Below are 14529 nucleotides of genomic sequence, written 5' to 3'. Positions count from 1 at the left end.
GCCGGCTGATGAGAGGAACGCGCGCATGGGACGCACAAGCACAATTGTGAAGCTGCCGGCGAACCAACAGAACCACGTGGACGCATTGCTCAGGCGCCATGCCTATACCTGCTGCGACATCGTGAAAGAGGAGCTGGCTGCGGCCGGAATCCGGCTCTCCCGTAGCGCCCTGCATCGCTATTCGCAGAGGCTCAAGGCCGCCGACTTGCGTTCTCCGACTGGCCGACGCGAGACCGTCGTCATCGTGCTCGACACCGATGGTTCCGACCCGATTGCCATCCGCACGTCAGCCTCTTCGGCGAGCGTCGTCGGCGCGATTGGCGCCCTCGGTTTGCCGGCCTCGAAGCGTCCCGCCGAGGCGACCTGACCGGTCCGATTCCCGGCGGCGCGGGTGTTTCTCCACAGCAAACACCCTTTTGCGCCACATCCAGATAAATTCAGGCTGGTACCACTAAATCCTGCAATTATCTCGCCGGGTCCCTGGGGAATATCTCACTCGTTCTTAGCTCGGATACGACCAGGATCAGCTTCATGCTCGCGCGGGTTGCACCGACGAAGAGCTTGCGCACCGTCAGCGGGTCGAGCTCCGCGAAGTCGATCTCGGTGAAGATCACGCACGGGGCGGCCTGGCCCTTGAAGCGGTACACCGAGTCGATCAGGAAGTCGCCGTCCGAATACACCGGGTTGCCGAGGAGGTCGTAGGTCCCGCTGAAGGCCTTCAGGCGGTGCCCGCCGAGGCGGTCGAAGGGCGTGAACATCGAATGTTCGCGCCCGCGGAAGGTGATCGTCGCGATCATGTCGCGGCGGAAGCCCAGCCCGATCGCGCGCGTGATCGCGCGCTTGGTCGCGTCGATGAGCTCGGCGGAATCCGCCCACGTCAGGATCTCGACATCCGAGCCGGTGAGCGGGCTGCCGGCCTCCAGCGGCCGCGCCAGCGGCAGCATGCGGTTCAGTGCCGACAGGATGTCGCCCGGGCTGCGGTAGTTGCGTTCGCTGGTGAGGCGCACCCAGCCGGGCAGCGCGACGGGCGGGCGCCCGTACAGGTTCTGCAGCGGATCCTCCAGCCACCACGCGCGCGCGCCGGGGCGCAGCAGGCGCAGCAGCGCGTCGCGCCAGTCCTCGCGGAAGTCCTGCCCCTCGTCGACGATCAGCTCGTCGAAGCGCCACGCCTCGCCCGCGTCGAGCGCGCTGAAACGCTGTTCCAGCTCGGCGAATGCGTCGGGCCGGCGGAAGTCCGGCACCGCGCCGTGCGCGCGCAGCACGCGGTCACACAGCTGATGGTAGGTCGCGACTTCGCCGCCGGGCGGCGCGATCAGCGCGATGTGGTCCGCGAGCGGGCGGTTGTAGCACACGTACAGCGGCCGCCGCCCCGCCGCGAGCGCGTCGCGGAACACCGCCATCGCGAGCTGCGTCTTGCCGCTGCCGGCGGTGCCGGTGACGCGCAGGCGGAAGGGCTCCATCTCGATGCGCCGCGCCCATTCCGCCAGGCCGCCGGCGAGCCGCGTGTACAGCGCCTCCGCCTGGCCGACGATGGCGTTCACCTCCGGCACGAGTTCCAGCTCGTCGGTGAGGAAACGCGCGATGTTGTCGAGCACCACGCGGTCGCGCGTGTCGTCGCGCAGCAGGCTCTGCACGATCGCCACGAGATGCTCGCGGCGGCCCGCGTCGACGATGCGCGCGGGGTCGATCCCGGCGCTGCCCGGCTGGCGCACCGTGTAGTCCGGGCAGTAGAGCAGCGCGTCGATGTGCGCCTTGTGGCCCTTCAGGAAGACGCCGAGGCGCTCGCGCAGATGGTCCGCGCTGCGCGCCATCTGCACGCTGACGTTCTTCTTCGCCTTCGCGTAGGTCTTGACCAGCCCGTCCGCGGTCTCGTCGAGGAAGCCCGACTTCTGCTCGATCAGCAGCAGCCGGCCGCTCGGGCCGACGACGACGAAGTCGATCTCGCCGAACAGCGCGTGGTCGCGATTCACCCGCGTCCAGTGGATGCCGTGATACACCGCATGGTCGTCGGGCAAGCCTTCGGCCAGCGTCGCCAGGGTCTCGAGTTCGCGCGCCAGCGCCCCGCTCGCCGGGATGCGTTGCCAGCCTTCGGGGTGGATGCGTGCCATATGCGCGTTCTCGGACAGTCTGGATGACGGGATGCTAACGCGCAATGGCGATTTTTCGCCACGCCGAGCCGGGGGTGCCCGGGCACCCGACCACACCGTGCCATGCGATTGTGTCGCGAAGTTGCCACACAATTTTACAATTCCCTATATGTTGAAATATATTTATTCCGGGTGCCGCCGGGCGTGCGACTTGATGTCAACCGCATGCCGGCGGCCGATGCCCTGCGATTCGGCCGACACGCCGGTTCATCGGATCGACACCAAGGGCATGCTTGCAAAGAGTGGTTTTCGGGGTGGTTTTTGAAAAGGGTACTGATAGCCTCGGCATTGTTTCTCGTCGGCGCGGGCGAGGCTTGCGCGGGTGACGTGCAGCGCGCGGGGGCGCCGGAGCCGGCGGTATCGGCCGCCGACAGCGGCGAGCCCGAATATCGGCATGCACTCTCGATGAACGAGCAAGGCCGGGGCAAGGACGCCTGGCCTGTCCTCGAGTCACTGGCGAACCGTTTTCCGCAGGTCCTCCGCTATCGCCTCGACTTCATCGCGGTTGCCAGCGCGAGCGGGGAACACGCCCGGGCGTTGGCGCAGACGGACGGGAGGCTGGAAGCGCAGGCGCCGCGCTATGTCGTCGATGCACTGTTCCGCTCCGCCCTGGCGGTGGGCGACGAAGCGGCATCGGAGCGTCTCCACGCGTTGATCGCGGAGCGTTTCGGCCCCGATACCGATGCCGGCATCCGCCTGGCCCGCCTGTACCTGCAGCGGGGACAGGATGACAAGGGGCTGAAGCTTGCCGAAGCGCTCCTCGCGCGCGCGCCCGGCCGCCCGGACGTGCTGGACTTGCGCGCCTACGCGCTGCGCCAGGCGGGCCGGCTCACCGAGGCCCTGCTGACGTACGAGGAGATGCAGCGCCTCGCCCCGGACAACCGCGATGCGCCGAAGGCGATTGCCATGATCCTGGCCGATATCGATGCGGCACAGGAAGCGGCACGTCATGCCACCGGTGCGGGCGTGGCGCTGACGTTGGAGGAATCGCTCCGCCTCGCCAACAACCGCGCCGCCCAATACCTGCACTGGGCGGTCGGCGACCGCAATACGCCCAAGGAACGCTTCACCAACGCCGATCGGGCGATCGCCGTGCTGACGGCCGCGTTGGAGGACGGCACGGCCGGGAAGGCCCCGCCGGCCACGCTCACCCGTCTTCGCCGCGACCTCGTCGTTGCCTACCAAGCCCGCAACCGCTGGCAGGACGCCGTCAACGAATATGAACGACTCATCGAAGCCGGCGACAGCGTGCCGGAATACGTGGCCTTGCCGGCCGCATCGTCCTACGAGTCGGTGGGGCGCTACCGCGAGGCGGAAGCGTTGCTGCGAACGCTGGTCGAGCAGTCGCCCGACGCGCTCCACCTCCGCCGGGCGCAGTTTTACGCCCTCGCCGACCTGGAACGGTACGACGACGCGCAATACGTGATCGACGATCTGGTGCAGCGCCTGGCGCACAAGGATCGCTGCGATCCCGGCGAGGCGGCCACCTATACCGCCGCACTGATTACGCAGGCGATGCTCTCGGCCTACCGCGGAAAGCTGGACGACGCCCAACTCAAGCTCGATACCGTGCTGGCGGCGGCGCCCGCATCGACCGACGCCCAGGAAGCCGCCGGGGTGCTCGCAAGTTGGCGCGGCCAGCCGCGTCAGGCGGAGGAGAGCTTCCGCATCGTGCTCGGCGAGCAGCCCGACCGCCTCGACTCGCGCATCGGCCTGGCCAGTGCCCGCATGGACCGCGGCGATGCGGCGTTTTTCCGGCAGACCGTCGATGAGCTGTCACCCGGCTATCCGGAACTTCACACCATCCGTGACGCCCGGCGGCGGCTGGCGCTGCAGGACAGCAGCCACGTCACCGGCAACGCATCCTTCGGCCGCGATGCGGATTCGATCGCCGGCAACCGCACCCGGGAATACGACTTGCGCGTCGACAGCCCGCCGTTCGCCGACGACCGCTGGCGCGTCTTCGCCCGCTACCGTTCCTTGTGGAGCGGTCCGGTCGTTTCAACTTCGGGGGATTCCGGGAGTGCCGGCCTGAAATACACCGTGACGGACTGGAGCACGGAAATCGAGGCGGGCAGCGCGGGCTATGGGCGAATCGAGACCGACCACGCGTTCTCGGACCGCTGGTCCGCGTCCGCGGCCGTGGAGAAGAACCAGTTCTTCCGCCAGGCGCGGGCGGTCGCCACCGGCGTGACGGCGGACAGCGCCGCCCTGGCATTGCGCTGGCGTCAGGACGAGACGCGCGACGTCGCAGGCGGCTATCGCGTCACCCGCTTTTCGGATAACGAGCGGACCGAAGCCCACCTCGCCGCGAGCCAGAACCTGCTGACGGATTTCGACCGGCGCCTGACCGCCAGCGTCCGCGTTGCCGGGCAGAACAACAGCCAGCCGAATGTCGCCTACTTCTCGCCGCGCCGTCAGCTCGAGGCCGGGGCCACGCTCATCTTCGAATTCATGCAGTGGCGGGACGTGGACACCAAGAAATCGTCGCTGTGGCACCGGTTCTGGCTGACCGCCGGGCAGGTCGATCAGTCCGGCTTCGGTGCGATGGCGATGAGCAACTACGGCTACGGTCAGGACATCGCGTTCTCCGACGCCTTCCGCATCGGTTGGCGCATCAGCCGGACGCGCTATCCCTTCGATGGCGTCATTTCCTCCTACTACACGGGGACCATCGGTTTCGAGGGGTATTTCTGATGCTGCGCCGGATGGCTCTCGTCGTTCTCTTCCTGTTCAGCCCCTGGCTCCGGGCCGAGTCCTATCAGGTGCTGTGCTACCACGACATCGTCGACACGGTCGGCGCCGCCGCCGCGGGCGACACGCTCGGTACGAAGCGGCTGACCGACCATTTCGACTGGCTGCGCGACCAGGGCTACCATGTCATATCCGTCCAGGATCTGGTGGATGCCCGCCGCGGCGCGAAACCGCTGCCGCCCAAGGCCGTCCTCCTCACCTTCGACGACGCCTACGAGAGCTTCTACAGGATCGTCTTTCCGCTCCTGAAAGCCTACCGTTACCCGGCTACGCTGGCCGTGGTCGGCTCGTGGCTGAAGGAGGCCGGCGAGCAGCCCGTGAATTACGGCGAACTCCGGGTGTCGCGGCAGGATTTCCTGAGCGTGCCGCAGCTGCGGGAGATCGCGGCCAGCGGCCTGGTCGAAATCGCCTCGCACAGCTACGACCTGCACCACGGCATCCGCGGCAATGCCGAGGGCAACGAGATGCCGGCCGCGACCACGCGCCGCTACGATCAGGCCACGGCCAGCTACGAATCGGAAGCGAGCTACGAGGCGCGCGTTGTCGGGGATCTCGCCCGGAACAGCGAATTCCTGGAAAAACTCACCGGCAGGCGGCCGCGGGTGATGGTCTGGCCATACGGGCGGTACAGCGGACAAGTGCAGGACTTCGCGGCCCGGCTCGGCATGACCGTCACCATGAATCTCGACGACGGCGACAACGAGCTTGCAGCGGGCCTGTCGGCCATCCGCCGCCATTACCTCAAGAACGACCCGACTGCCGCCGAACTGGCCGCGACCCTCGTCCCGGACAAGACGCGCCCGATGCGGGTCATGCACGTGGATCTGGACTACATCTACGATGCGAACCCCGAACAGCAGGAAAGGAATCTCGGCCTGCTCCTCGAGCGCATCAAGCTTTCCGGCGTCAACACGGTATTCCTGCAGGCCTTCGCGGACGACGACGCTTCGGGGGTTGCCCGGCGGCTGTACTTCCCCAACCGCCATCTGCCGGTGAAGGCGGATCTCTTCGGCCGGGCCAGCTGGCAGATCGCGACCCGCACCGGCGCGCGGGTCTTCGCGTGGCTGCCGCTGACCGCCTTCGTGCCCCCCGGCGACGCATGGCAGGCGCACATGGTGCGCGCCGCGGACGGCAGCCGCGGCGTGGGCTACGCCCGCTTGAGCCCGTTCTCGGACAAGGCGCGGGAATTCGTCGCCGAAATCTACGAGGATCTCGGCCGGTACGCGTACTTCAGCGGACTGCTGATCCATGACGACGCGACGCTCTCCGACATGGAGGATGCTTCGCCGTTCGCCCTCGACTACTACGCCGCGCGCCTCGGACTGCCGCGCGATGTCGCGGCCATACGCGCGAACCCGGCGCAAATGGCGCGCTGGACGCAGGCGAAGACCGAGCACCTCTCGTGGTTCGCCGGCGAACTGCGAAACCGGGTGGAGAAGTTCCGCCAACCGCTGCAGCTCGCGCGCAACTACTTTGCCGCCCCCCTCATGGATCCCGACGCCGAAGCCCGCTTCGCCCAGTCGCTGCCGGATGCCGTCCGCCGCTTCGACTGGATCGCGGTGATGGCTATGCCCTACATGGAAAAGGCCGAGCATCCCCAGGCGTGGCTGGATGAGCTGGTCGGTGCGGTACGGAAGGTCGATGGGGCGGAAAGGAAGGTCGTCTTCGAGCTCCAGGCCAAGAAGTGGTCCCCCGACGAAGCACTGCCGTCGGCCGAGATCGCCGGCTGGATGCGGCGCCTGCGCGCAGCGGGGATCCGCAGTTTCGGCTACTACCCCGACGATCCCTTCGCCAACCGTCCCGATATCGACGTGCTGAGGAAGGAGCTGTCGCTGCAGAGGGTCGTCGAATGACCCCGCAAGCCGGTCTCGTTCCCGCCGTCGCCGCGGGCCTGCCGTCGCTGGTCTTCAACTTCTGCTTCCTCTACCCGCTTTTCATGTCCTGGCTGTGGGTCGTGGGGAGCCTGAATTACTGGTTCCGTTACGAGAAGTACGGGTCGGACCCGATGCGTCCGCCGCAAGTCGGCGCCGCCCCCAAGGTCGCGCTGGTGGTTCCCTGCTACAACGAGGAAGGCCAGGTCGAGGAGACCATCCTCAACCTGCTGGCGCACGACTACCCGAACTTCGAGGTCATCGCCGTCAATGACGGCAGCCGCGACCGGACCGGTGAAATCCTCGACCAGCTGTGCGCGGAACACCCACGCCTGCGCGTCATCCACCAGCAACAGAACCAGGGCAAGGCCGTGGGGCTGACGACGGCCGCGCTGATGACCGATGCGGAGTACATCCTCGGCATCGACGGCGACGCCTTGCTCGATCAGTACGCGGCCGCGTGGATGGTGCGCCACTTCCTCAACAGCCCCCGCGTCGGGGCGGTGACCGGCAACCCCCGCCTGCGCACGCGCTCCACGCTCCTCGGCCGCATCCAGGTCGGCGAGTTCTCGTCCATCATCGGCATCATCAAGCGGGCGCAGCGCACCTACGGGCGTCTCTTCAGCGTCTCCGGCGTCTGCGTGATGTTCCGCAAGGTGGCACTGTGCGACGTCGGCTTCTGGTCGCGGGAAACGCTGACCGAGGACATCGACATCAGCTGGAAGCTCCAGATCGCCCACTGGGATGTCCGCTTCGAGCCGGCCGCGACGTGCTGGATCCTGATGCCGGAAACCCTGACCGGGCTATGGAAGCAGCGCCTGCGCTGGGCGACCGGCGGCGCCCAGGCGATCCTGAAGTACCGGGGCATCTGGACGCAGTGGACCAAGCGGCGGATGTGGCCCGTGTACCTCGAATACGGCCTGAGCCTCGCCTGGTCCTACGCGATGACCGGGATCATCGTCCTCTACCTGCTCGGACGCGTCTTCACGCTGCCGCCGGCGCTCACTATCAGGACGCTTCTGCCCGGCTGGACCGGCATGCTGATCGCCGCGACCGCGCTGCTGCAGACCGGCGTCGCGCTGGCGCTCGACTCGCGCTACGACGCGCGGCTGCGGCGCAACTATTTCTTCACGATCTGGTATCCGCTCGCGTACTGGCTGATCAACATGCTGACCGCGGTCGTGGCCTTTCCCAAGGCGCTGCTGCGGAAGAAAGGTCAGCGCGGCCGCTGGAGCAGCCCGGACCGGGGACTCCGTTAAGCCACTCCGCATCACCGCTCCATACATGTCGCTTCCTCTTCCTCCGCATATCCGCGTCCGCTGCGCCGATGGCCATCCCCTGATCTACGAGCGGCCGGAGGCCCAGGCCAAGGGCGCCCGCCAGGCCATGACCGTGGTGACCTGGATCGGCTGGGGCGTGTGGGTCTACCTGTGGCGGCCCGTGCTGACCCTGCTGCTGTGGGTCATGGGCATCCGCATCGCGCAGCACCAGTGGATAGACCTGTCGGGCTGGACCGGCCTGATCGACTTCGCGTACGACACCATGCCCTACGGCTGGGCGCTCTGCGCCGCCCTGTTGATCTGGGCGACGGTCAACTACCTCCGCTTCCACGGCAAGGAGCGGCGCAAGGCGCGCGCCCTTCCCAGCGTCGACTCCGACGCGCGGTGGACCGGAATGACACCCGGGAAACTGGCGGCGGCTCGCGGCATGAAGGACGTCGTTTGCATCCACGATGAGCACGGGGTCCTGGTCGACGTCGAAGCGCGCTTCCGCGAGGCGGACGTTGTCGCGGGCGGGAAGGCGCGGGTTGCCGTGGAAACGCTCGATTCGCCGTAGGCGGGGCAAGGCGACGATGTCGGCGGCGTCGCGTTGCGCGGGCGGCTGCGCCCCAGTCGGACGTCATGCGCCCGCAGCAGGGTATACAATGCCCGCTTGCAGCATTGCCTTCCTGTCCGCATGCGGACCCATCAGCAGGAGTCAGTTCGTGAACAAAATTCTCGCCCTCGTCATCGCCGGAATGCTCGGTTCTGTCGTCCCCGCGGCCTTCGCCGAGGATGCCGCGGTCAGGACCGTCGCCGCCGTGTATCAGGAAAAGGCCGCGCTGTCGGGCAAGGCGATCCAGGTGAGCGGCAAGGTGGTCAAGGTGAACAACGGCATCATGGGCCGCAATTTCGTCCATGTGCGCGACGGCTCGGGCGAGCAGGGCACCAACAACCTCATCGTCACGAGCAAGGACACCGCCGCGGTCGGCGACGAAGTCGTCGTCACCGGCAAGGTCACGCTCGACCGCGATTTCGGCTCGGGCTACATGTACCCGCTGCTGGTCGAGGAAGCGACCATCGCGAAGAAGTAGGCCCTCCGTCCGCGCCCGAACGGCCCTGCCCCGGCACGCGACGCGCCCCGCGGCGGCGGCTACAGCGTGCGCCGGCGGCGGCGGTCGCGGCGCTTGCGGTCGCGGCGCTTGCGGTCGGGCGGGGATTCGCCCGAAGCCGCGCGCCGGTCCAGCCCGCTGCGCCGGTCGATGAAGCGGACTTTCCCGTTCTTGCCGACTTCGGCGAGCCAGCGGATGCCTTCCGGGTCGATGTGGTGGACCGCGGAGAAATCGACGACCAGCTCGTCGATGTGCGCGTCGGTGCTGGCCCGGTGGTACAGCGATTCGATCACCGGCAGCGAGCCGTAATAGATGTTGCCGCGGATGCGCAGCACGTTGTGTTCGAGGCTGACGTTGGGATGTGCCTTCTCCCACTTCGCGTAGGCGAGGGCGAGCAGCGAGCCGCAGATCACCGCGCCGAAGAGGCCGAAGAGATGCACCGACAGGAAGGAGGCGCTGAACACGATCGCCTCGGGGCGGTGCTGGAAGTGCGCGCGGATGTCCGACCAGTCGATCATGTTGGCGCCGACGACCATGATGATCGCGGCCATCGCCGGCACCGGGATGATCGCGATGAACTCGCCGAAGAAGCTCACCAGCGCGAGCAGGAACAGCGCCGACGAGACCGCGGCGAGCCGGCTGCCGGTGTTCATCGCGTGCATCAGCGACATGCGGTTGAACGAGGCGCAGGTCGGCAGCGCCGAGATGAAGGGCAGCACGCAGTTGGAGAGCGCGTCGGCGAAGATGCCGTGGCGCGCGTCGACGAACTGGCCGCTGCGGCGGTTCATGCGCCGCATCGCGGCGACCGTCTGGAACAGGCCCAGCAGCGCGAGCGTCACCGCGCCCGGGATGATGCTGATGATGTCGGGCATCGCCTCCTGGGTAAACAGCGGCACGGACGGGTACACGAAGCCCGCGGCGGAGACGTTGGCGGTCTGTTCGACCAGCGTGGCAGCGAGTCCGAGGCGTGCGTTCAGCCATTCCGAGTACAGCGTGCCGGCGACGATGCCGAGCAGGATCGCCCAGTTGCGCAGGGCCGTGAACTGGCGCGTGACGAGGGTTACGAGCAGCGTGATCAGGCCGATGTGGATCGCGTGCAGGTTGCCGATCTCGAGCACCGCGAGGAAGCTCTGCCAGGCGATCCACAGGCGCCATTCGACCTGGGTGTTGATCGGCAGCCCGGCGAAGGCCGGGAATGACTTGAAGATCATGTACAGGCCGATGCCGCAGATCATGCCGTTGGCGACCGGTTCGCTGACGAAGTCGAGCATCCGTCCGAGCGGCCGCACCGCGAGGAACACCAGCTGGATCAGCCCCGCGAGCAGGAACAGCGTCAGCGCGTAGCCGATGTAGTCGGGGCCGAATTGCGGCGCGACCGGCAGCAGCGTGACGCCGACGACTGCCGACAGCGTGCTGTTGGGCCCGCCGTGGAACACCCGCGACGGGTTCAGCAGCGCCGTGAACAGCACGCCCCAGATCGCGCAGTAGAGGCCGAAATACGAGGGCAGGCCGGCCAGCGTCGTCGAGAACGCGATCGCCTGTGGCAGCACGACGATCGCGAGCGTCAGGCCGATCAGCAATTCGTTGCCGAGCGCGCCCACGCGCGGCGGCGCCCATCCGAACACGGCGGTCTTCACGTTCACGTCCCGTTCCCCACGGTTTCGCCCGGCCGTTGCCAGGATTCGATGCTGCGGATCAGCGGCGGCATCACGCGCATCATCAGCTGCTGCCACAATGCCGCGAGCGGCCCCTGCTTGTCGCCGGCGGGCCGCGGCAGGTTGCTGACGTAGAAGGCGACGTCGCGGCAGTCCTGGTTGGAGAGCGAGCCCTCTTCGCCGAGCGGCATGTTGCGGCAGATGAAGCCCGGCAGGATCGTCGACACGAAGGAGAAGTTGTTGCGCGACTGCAGGTTGAACGCGTTCGGCCCCGCCACGGCCGGGAACCGCACCTTGCCGTCGACGACCGTGCCGAGCCCCTGCGGGCCGTGGCAGCGCGCGCACTTCTCCCGGAACAGCGCGCCGCCGCGGACATAGTCGTCGCCGCGCTTGAGCGTCGACGATGCGGTCACCTCGTCGATGCCCTGTTCCGGATAGCGGACGCCGAAACGCAGGTCGAGCGCCGCGGCGAGGAAGCGGCTGTAGGCGGTGACGTCGCGGATCAGGTCGTCGGCGATGTTCGGCTTGAAGCCGTTCGACGAGTTGATGTAGCACTGCATCTGGCGCAGCTCGTAGGGCAGCAGGATGCCGGTGAACTGGTCGTACATGTCGGCCATGACCCATGAGGCGGCGAGGCTCAGCGAGCCGGTCTGCGGCACGCCGTCCGCGGTCTGCTTGTCGCCGATGCCCTGGTGGCAGTGGTCGCAGCTGGTGTGGGTGCCGCGCACGAAGCGCGTGGCGTTCCAGCGTTCGCGCGCGGGGTCCGCGGCGAGCTGCCCCTGCAGGTCGTCGATGATGTTGCAGCCGCGCTGGATCGCGCGCACGTCTTCTTCGCTGTAGCCGCGGCGCACGTTCGCCCGCCCGGTGCGCGCGAGCGCGTAGGGCGACACGTAGGTCGCGCCGGCGGCGAGGCCGTAGCGGGTGAGCTTGTCGGCGCAGCCCGGCGTCAGTGCCACGGGCTGCTCGCGGATGCGTGCGCGTTCGTCGTGCTTCGCGACCGCGAGCGCGTACAGCGCGAGCAGCACGCCGACCAGCAGTCCGAGTCGCGTGGCTTTTCGCCAGCCCGGCGCGCGCCGCTTCACCGCGTGTGCTCCAGCGCGCCCTCGCCGAGCTGCAGGTGGTAGGCGACCATGCGGGCGAAGATGCGGATGTCGCGTACCGCGGGCTCGTGGATCGTCGGGATGAAGCCGTCGAGATGCGTCGCGTAGCAGCGCATCACGCGCTCCTCAAAGGACACCCGCCGCCCGAGCCGCGCGTCGAAGCGGTCGCCGGCCGCGAAGGCGTAGGCCAGGGACTCCGCGTCGTGGCAGTCGATGCACGCGTTCGGATGGTCGTGGGCACTCTTGCGTGTGAAGCGCCAGGCGTACTTGTGCGTGTAGTGCACGAGGTTGTAGCCGTTCTGGATCGCGCGGACGAAATAGCCGTCGCGGCCGAAGGCGTCGACGCCATAGGCATCGCGAAACGCCTCCCAGCCGGCTTCGGGTGCCTCGTGCGGCGAGAATTTCGGTCGGCCGGAGGCGAAATGGGCCCACAGCACGAAGCCGACCACGGCGGCGGCGCCCAGGGCGCCGCGCAGCACGACCTTGAGGCGCGCCTGGCGTGCGGCGCGGCGGCGGTTGCGCATCGCGGCGAGCGCGGGGACGGGCGGTGTGTGGCTCATGGGAGAAGCACCGGCGGGCCGCCCGCGGATCGGGACTCGTGCGCGCGGCGGTTGAGGAAGGTGGTGAAGTGTTCGGTGTCGAGCGGGTGCGACAACAGGTAGCCCTGCAGGTAGTCGCAGCGCAGGCCGCGGAGGAATTCCATCTGCGCGGGGGTCTCCACGCCTTCGGCGATCACCTTCAGCGCGAGGCTGTGCGCCATCGCGACGATCGCGCGCACCAGCGCGGCGGCCTCGGTGTCGTCGCACAGCGGCGCGACGAAGCTGCGGTCGATCTTCAGCGTGTCGAACGAGAAGCGGCGCAGGTAGCTGAGCGAGGAGTAGCCGGTGCCGAAGTCGTCGAGGCTGAAGCTCAACCCCTGGGCATGCAGCCGCCCGAGCACCGCGTTGATCTGCTGGTGGTCGTCGAGCAGGATGTTCTCGGTGATCTCGAGCTCGAGGGCCTGCGGCGGCAGTTCGTTGTCGTCGAGGATTTCGCGGATCAGCTTCTCCAGGTCCTCGCGCAGCTGCACGCGCGAGAGGTTGACCGCCAGATGGCCCGGCGCGAGTCCCGCGTCCAGCCAGTGACGCAGCTGCCGCCCCGCCTCGCGCAGCACCCATTCGCCGATCGCGACGATCTGGCCGGTGCTCTCGGCGAGGGGGATGAAGGTCGCCGGGCTGATGAAGCCGCGTTCGGGATGCCGCCAGCGCAGCAGCACCTCGGCACCGACGTAAGCGCCGTCCGCGGCGCGGAAGATGGGCTGGAACGCGAGCTGCAGTTCGCCGCGCGCGAGGACCCTGTTGAGATCCTGCTCGAGGCGCATGCGCTCGTGCGCCTGTGCGTTCATTTCCGTGGTGAAGAAGCAGACCGCTGCACGTCCGGGTTTTTTCGCCTGGTACATCGCGTTGTCGGCGTTGGCCATCAGCGCCTCGACCGAGTCTCCGTCGTCGGGGTACAGCGCGATGCCGATGCTGCAGTGCACGACCACGTCGCGGCCGTCCAGCGCCACCGGTTCGGCCACCGCCTCGAGCAGCCGGCCGGCCACATCCCTGGCGTCGTTCACCTGGCCGAGGCGCGGCAGCAGCACCAGGAATTCGTCGCCGCCAAGGCGCGCGAGCGTGTCCTCCTCGCGCAGGCGCGCGCGGATGTTGGCGCTCACGCGAGCGAGCAGGCGGTCGCCGGCGGCGTGCCCCATCGTGTCGTTGACGATCTTGAAGTCGTCCAGGTCGATGAACATCAGCGCGAAGCGCTGCTGCTGACGATGCGCCGAACGGATCTCCTGCTGCAGCCGCTCGACCGCGAGCATGCGGTTCGGCTGGGCCGTCAGCGAATCGTAGTTCGCCTGGTAGTGCAGCTTGGCCTGCTCGCGCCGGATCTCCAGCGTCATCGCGTTGAAGGTCTCGCCGAGGCGCCCCAGCTCGTCGTCGGAGGTCACCGGCACGAGCGTGAATTCGCCGCGCCCGACATCGCGCGAGACCTCGATCAGGCGCTGCACCGGACGCATCACGCTGTACCGGAACACGAGGTGGATCGCGACGCTCAGGAACACGATGATCGCCGCATAGATGCCGAACTGCTGCAGGAGCTGCTCGCGCGCCTGCGTGGCGAGTTCCGCGCGGCTGATGCCGACCTGCAGGCGGCCCAGCGGGTGACCGTCGTGCACGATCGGGAACTCGATCGGGATCACGTCGGGCAGCGCCGCGAGCTCGCGGACCAGCGTCTGCAGGCGGGGCGGCGGCAGATGATCCGGCGCCCGCCCGTCGATGGCGAGGCGGCTGCGGATGTGCGGATCTTCGCCGTCCACATAGGACGTCAGCGGCCGCCCGTCATTGTCGACGATCACGCCGTAGACGACGTCGCGCTGCCGGCTGACCTCGCGCGCGTAAGCGTCGAGGGTCAGGAAATCGAGCCCGAGGATCGCCTCGGGGCTGATCAGCGCGATCAGGCTGCCCAGCACGCGGCCGCGCTCGTTGAGCTGCTGCTCCAGGAGGTGGTGCTGGCTGCGCAGGAAGAACCAGGCGTTCGGCGCCAGCGTGACCGACAGGATGCCGGCCACGGTGAGGATGAACTTGCTCGCAAGGCGCAAGGGCGCTC

11 protein-coding genes are annotated in these 14529 nt (G+C 68.0%); 6 read left to right on the top strand and 5 right to left on the bottom strand.

Features of this window, described 5'->3' with window-relative positions; translation table 11 throughout:
* The first annotated feature begins 25 nt into the window (after positions 1-25).
* Entirely contained in the window at positions 26-367 is a 342-nt protein-coding gene (locus tag CDA09_RS22390; protein ID WP_121430540.1) for a phage protein Gp27 family protein, read from the top strand.
* Between the two features lie 97 nt (positions 368-464).
* Here the strand turns inward: CDA09_RS22390 and CDA09_RS22385 are convergent, their stop codons facing one another.
* Positions 465-2108 carry an ATP-binding domain-containing protein gene (locus CDA09_RS22385; RefSeq protein ID WP_121430539.1) on the bottom strand — a complete coding sequence of 548 codons (1644 nt, stop codon included), beginning with the start codon at positions 2106-2108 and terminating at the stop codon, positions 465-467.
* Between the two features lie 327 nt (positions 2109-2435).
* Between CDA09_RS22385 and CDA09_RS22380 the strand changes: the two genes are divergently transcribed.
* From CDA09_RS22380 to CDA09_RS22360, 5 genes are all read left to right on the top strand, one after another.
* Positions 2436-4844 (top strand): PgaA family protein, encoded by a 2409-nt coding sequence (locus tag CDA09_RS22380; protein ID WP_121430538.1) that lies wholly within the window; start codon positions 2436-2438, stop codon positions 4842-4844.
* An 11-nt stretch (positions 4845-4855) separates the two neighbouring features.
* The gene (pgaB, locus tag CDA09_RS22375) at positions 4856-6754 is read left to right on the top strand and encodes a poly-beta-1,6-N-acetyl-D-glucosamine N-deacetylase PgaB (protein ID WP_164844457.1); all 1899 of its coding nucleotides are present in this window, start codon (positions 4856-4858) and stop codon (positions 6752-6754) included.
* A complete protein-coding gene (gene pgaC / locus CDA09_RS22370; RefSeq protein WP_121430536.1) occupies positions 6751-8031 on the top strand; it encodes a poly-beta-1,6-N-acetyl-D-glucosamine synthase in 1281 nt (426 codons plus the stop codon). Before pgaB ends, pgaC begins: the two co-directional genes overlap by 4 nt.
* A gap of 25 nt (positions 8032-8056) precedes the next feature.
* Positions 8057-8608, top strand: coding sequence for a poly-beta-1,6-N-acetyl-D-glucosamine biosynthesis protein PgaD (pgaD, locus tag CDA09_RS22365; RefSeq protein ID WP_121430535.1), 552 nt, complete (start codon positions 8057-8059; stop codon positions 8606-8608).
* Positions 8609-8756: 148 nt separating this feature from the next.
* Complete coding sequence (locus tag CDA09_RS22360) at positions 8757-9125, top strand: hypothetical protein (RefSeq protein ID WP_286164289.1); 369 nt, start codon at positions 8757-8759, stop codon at positions 9123-9125.
* Between the two features lie 59 nt (positions 9126-9184).
* Here CDA09_RS22360 and CDA09_RS22355 read toward each other — a convergent pair whose 3' ends face one another.
* From CDA09_RS22355 to CDA09_RS22340, 4 genes are read right to left on the bottom strand one after another with little or no spacing between them, the layout of a single operon-like run.
* The gene (locus CDA09_RS22355) at positions 9185-10786 is read right to left on the bottom strand and encodes a SulP family inorganic anion transporter (protein ID WP_121430533.1); all 1602 of its coding nucleotides are present in this window, start codon (positions 10784-10786) and stop codon (positions 9185-9187) included.
* Complete coding sequence (locus tag CDA09_RS22350; protein WP_121430532.1) at positions 10783-11880, bottom strand: c-type cytochrome; 1098 nt, start codon at positions 11878-11880, stop codon at positions 10783-10785. The genes CDA09_RS22355 and CDA09_RS22350 overlap by 4 nt, the downstream gene beginning before the upstream one ends.
* Positions 11877-12458 (bottom strand): hypothetical protein, encoded by a 582-nt coding sequence (locus CDA09_RS22345; RefSeq protein ID WP_121430531.1) that lies wholly within the window; start codon positions 12456-12458, stop codon positions 11877-11879. Before CDA09_RS22345 ends, CDA09_RS22350 begins: the two co-directional genes overlap by 4 nt.
* Positions 12455-14521, bottom strand: coding sequence for a putative bifunctional diguanylate cyclase/phosphodiesterase (locus tag CDA09_RS22340; protein ID WP_121430530.1), 2067 nt, complete (start codon positions 14519-14521; stop codon positions 12455-12457). Before CDA09_RS22340 ends, CDA09_RS22345 begins: the two co-directional genes overlap by 4 nt.
* Positions 14522-14529 lie beyond the last annotated feature (8 nt).

Source organism: Azoarcus sp. DN11 (assembly GCF_003628555.1).
GTDB lineage: Bacteria > Pseudomonadota > Gammaproteobacteria > Burkholderiales > Rhodocyclaceae > Aromatoleum.
The sequence above is the reverse complement of the archived record's forward strand: the minus strand, read 5'-3'. Positions and strand labels throughout refer to the sequence as shown.

What these genes read in the sequence shown, in the direction of transcription:
- pgaC (WP_121430536.1), top strand. Translation starts at nt 6,751, where the DNA reads ATGACCCCGCAAGCCGGTCTCGTTCCCGCCGTCGCCGCGGGCCTGCCG.
- pgaB (WP_164844457.1), top strand. Translation starts at nt 4,856, where the DNA reads ATGGCTCTCGTCGTTCTCTTCCTGTTCAGCCCCTGGCTCCGGGCCGAG.
- CDA09_RS22345 (WP_121430531.1), bottom strand. Translation starts at nt 12,458, where the DNA reads ATGAGCCACACACCGCCCGTCCCCGCGCTCGCCGCGATGCGCAACCGC.
- CDA09_RS22385 (WP_121430539.1), bottom strand. Translation starts at nt 2,108, where the DNA reads ATGGCACGCATCCACCCCGAAGGCTGGCAACGCATCCCGGCGAGCGGG.
- pgaD (WP_121430535.1), top strand. Translation starts at nt 8,057, where the DNA reads ATGTCGCTTCCTCTTCCTCCGCATATCCGCGTCCGCTGCGCCGATGGC.
- CDA09_RS22390 (WP_121430540.1), top strand. Translation starts at nt 26, where the DNA reads ATGGGACGCACAAGCACAATTGTGAAGCTGCCGGCGAACCAACAGAAC.